At 40.0% G+C, this 3,621-nt stretch carries 5 protein-coding genes; all 5 read right to left on the bottom strand.

What is annotated here, in order from left to right; all coding sequences use genetic code 11:
- Positions 1-257: 257 nt before the first annotated feature.
- Entirely contained in the window at positions 258-584 is a 327-nt protein-coding gene (locus L3V32_RS25910) for a hypothetical protein (protein WP_237285669.1), read from the bottom strand.
- 133 nt (positions 585-717) lie between these two features.
- Positions 718-1,023, bottom strand: coding sequence for a hypothetical protein (locus tag L3V32_RS25900; protein WP_193267552.1), 306 nt, complete (start codon positions 1,021-1,023; stop codon positions 718-720).
- 159 nt (positions 1,024-1,182) lie between these two features.
- Positions 1,183-1,641: a GNAT family N-acetyltransferase gene (locus L3V32_RS25890; RefSeq protein ID WP_237285667.1), complete on the bottom strand. Its 459-nt coding sequence runs from the start codon at positions 1,639-1,641 to the stop codon at positions 1,183-1,185.
- A 109-nt stretch (positions 1,642-1,750) separates the two neighbouring features.
- Entirely contained in the window at positions 1,751-2,782 is a 1,032-nt protein-coding gene (locus tag L3V32_RS25885; RefSeq protein ID WP_237285665.1) for a DUF4238 domain-containing protein, read from the bottom strand.
- A 149-nt stretch (positions 2,783-2,931) separates the two neighbouring features.
- On the bottom strand, positions 2,932-3,468 hold the full coding sequence (locus tag L3V32_RS25880; protein WP_069507454.1) for a hypothetical protein: 537 nt from the start codon (positions 3,466-3,468) through the stop codon (positions 2,932-2,934).
- Between the last annotated feature and the right edge of the window lie 153 nt (positions 3,469-3,621).

Genomic DNA, 3,621 nt, shown 5'->3' with positions numbered 1-3,621 from the left:
CGATCACTGCACATCTAGTGCCACCGGAGAGAACGTTTTGGGCACTTAATTTCAGGTGAATATCTGAGCACTAAATAAGATAAACACCGAAATTTTAACCTTCTGATTTCAAACCAGTACTAACGCCCTGTTAAGGGGTGAGCAACGCAATACCAAAGCCGCCGCATACCACCTTAATCACTTAAACCAACGCATAGTAAAAATGCCACGCGTTGCGAATCCCTCTTGAACAGTTTGTTATGTTTGTGCTGACGTAGCTAGACAAACTTATAGTTGTATAGAGGTAAAATGTTGATCACTGGTTCTTCGTAAGGGTGAATTGTTCGAATAGCATCAAGTGCAGCTTGAACTAAAGACTCTTGGCATCTAACGTCAATTCTGACCTCTTCACCAAAGTTAATTTCACCCTTCTTGCCAGTAACAGGTTCCGAGCCTTCAGTTGGTCTCCAGAACCCTGAAATTTTTACGATAGAAATAACGCTGTCATAGTCACCCACAACACCTGCGCCAACCAAGTTAAGTGCATCACGGATAGCTACAACTTCTGTTTCAGGTGCATAGATTTCTAGCTTGAATTCCATCATTTTCTCCCAAAAAACATAACGCCCTGTTAAGGGGTGAGCAACGCAATACCGAAGCCGCCGCAAACCACCTTAATCACTAAAACCAACGCATAGTGAAAATGCCACGCGTTGCGAATCCCTCTTGAACAGTTTGTTATGCCTGTACTGACACGGTTCTATTTAGTAAATTCGTGAGTTCGACGTTTGCTTTAATTTCTTTGCTGTAAATATGAGCATTGGCGTGGAAACTACTGAAAATATCCTGAAAATAAGTTGTTCGACGCTCTCTACCGAGCCAATCAAACAAGCTATTTAGTAGCTTCTCCGAAGCTATCGTTTCACCCATTATTGATAAATAGCACGCCATAGCAAAAGTATTATTAAATACCAAATGCGTATCATTGCTTGAATTTTGAGCAATTAAATCCTTAAGTTTTGTCAGATCTTGTTTTTTTGACACAACACTAGAGCTCCTATTATCTAAAAAGGCATAACGCCCTGTTAAGGTGTGAGCAACCCAATACCGATACCGCCGCATACCACCTTAAACACTAAAAACAACGCATAGTAAAAATGCCACGCGTTGCGAATCACTCTTGAACAGTTTGTTATGTGCGTGCTAATTGAGGTACTTTTGCCAATGTTGCTGCCCTTTCAAAACTACTCTGTAATCTTCGTAACCTAATGAGCTATAGAGCTTTTTAGCTGCAACATTATCATCACCGACCTCTAATGTGATTTTGAGGTAATCATTATCACGACAATACCGTTCGATACCATTCAGTTGCGCCTTGCCCACACCTTTACCACGAAAGTTGCCCGACACCATAAAATCATGGATATTCATCACTCTTTGCGCACGATAAGTTGAGAACGATTCAAAGCAAACCGCAAAACCAGCAGGCTTATCATCGACAAAACTGATAAATCCGTGGAAATAAGGCAACGCAAATAACTGAGCAATTACTGAGAGATCTAGCTCAACTGAGAATCCAGATAGGTACTCTCTAAACAAAGCCTCGAATAGACCCTTGTCTTCAATGCTTTCTGTTTCAATACGCCTGATTGTGATTTCCATATTCATTTCCACCAAAGCACATAACGCCGCATTAAGGTGTGAGCGACGATTGGCTATACTTGAGCGAAGCGAAACTGCCAAGCGTTACGAATCACTCTTAAATGCTTTGTTAAGCGTATTTTGCTGAGTAGAACTCTTTCTCTTTGTTCGAGTGATGCTCATTTAAAGCTTTCCACTGTGTCAATTCATGCTTAACTTCTTCAGGAAGAACTAACCTTTGACGGTAGTTGGTTACTTGAGGACACTGATGAGATGAAACAACATACCTGTGACTGTTCTCTACCAACATATGATTAATTAACTTAGTTTTTTCCTCGCTAAGCCTTGTACCTCTTGGAAGAGGTGGCTTCTGTCCCACCAATGTATAGAGTAAATGCCGAGGACCTAATGGTAAAATCAATTCTGTACCCTCATTACCCCAACCACCTTTAAGGTCATAGCTACCCTCTCCATAATGGTTAAGCTTTAAAACCGGATTATCCGATGTGAACCATTCATGCCCATTGGCTGGATGCAGAATTGTCCATTGGTGTTCATGGAGATGAGATGAGACTGTATTCAATAGGTGTTTAATACTCCATAGCCAAGAAGCTCGTCCAATTAGGTTTTCAACATGAATCATTAATCCCGATTCTTCTTTGGTAATTTTTAATTTCAGCGGCATTTCATCATGAAATTTATATTCACCAGTCACCTGAAAATTCCTAGGGACACCTTGCGACATTACTTTATCAACAACACTCCTCATCATGGATTCGAACTCATTACTATCTGCTCTTTTGAGGTGTTCGATAAATTTTACTGGAGTACGAAGATCCTGAAGTGCAAAAAAATTAATGATACTTTTATAGTCACTCGGCGTTAACTTAGCGTTGGAAATCACTTTTTGAATCGCAGCCTCTGCAGGAGCTTCAAACTGTTGATCAAACCATGTTTCAATTTGGTCGCATTCATCTCCGTTTTGAGTATTAATGTAAAGGTTTCTCAAATACCCAATTCCGTTTAAAGGAAACGGCTTCCAGATGGGTACATTTTCATGCTGCACCAACGTTCTGTAAATCTGGACTTTTCCGCCTGTTGACCAGTTTTTTAAATACATAACTGGAACAAAGTGGTTATCTCTTTTCTTAACCGAACTCATAGTTTTCTCTTATACGCTTAACGCCGCGTTAAGTGGTGAGCAACGCATGCCACCGCACTTAAACCATTGTGCTGTAAACACTAAAGCTGAATCAAACCAAAAATGCCAAGCGTTGGGAATCCGTCTTAAACGCTTTGTTAGCTGTGTTTTTAAATATGGTACTTATCTGCAAGTTTCTGTATAGATAACCGAATTCTGTCCAACTCTTCTTTGTTATCGTTTAAGCTTTTTTCACCTTTATAACGCTGATAATGTTCAATAGAGCCAATTCCCATACGGCACTGAGCATACAGGGAGATAAACGAGTTATTACTACTTGAGATACCTTTACGCTCACCACTTGCTAATTCTTTGTTGAAATTCTCGACACATTTATAAATCGATGCGAGTTCAGCTCTTTCTTTACGGGTATAAAATGGCGCAACATCAGCATAGTGATTGTCAAAAATAACGTGCGATATAGAGGATGGTGTAACTGTGCCGCTTAAGGCTACGCTATTTATGTCATTGAGAATTTCTTCGATTCTCTTAGCCTTGAATTTGAACTCATCAAGAATATCCAGAACTTCATCTGAGATACCCTTTTTCTTACGATAGATACCCCAGCGATACTTTATGAAATCTACCGCTTGGCCGAGCATGAAACCAATTAACAATGTAGAAATTGCTATTTCAAATTTTGTCATAGATATTCAACTCCTCAGAGAACAGCTAACGCCCTGTTAAGGTGTGAGCAACGCAATACCGATGCTTCAGCATACCACCTTAAACACTAAAACCAACGCATAGTAAAAATGCCACGCGTTGCGAATCACTCTTAAACAGTTTGTTATGCCTAT

This window comes from Vibrio sp. J2-4, from assembly GCF_021728155.1.
Classification (GTDB): domain Bacteria; phylum Pseudomonadota; class Gammaproteobacteria; order Enterobacterales; family Vibrionaceae; genus Vibrio; species Vibrio diabolicus.
This window is presented reverse-complemented; position numbering and strand designations above follow the sequence as displayed.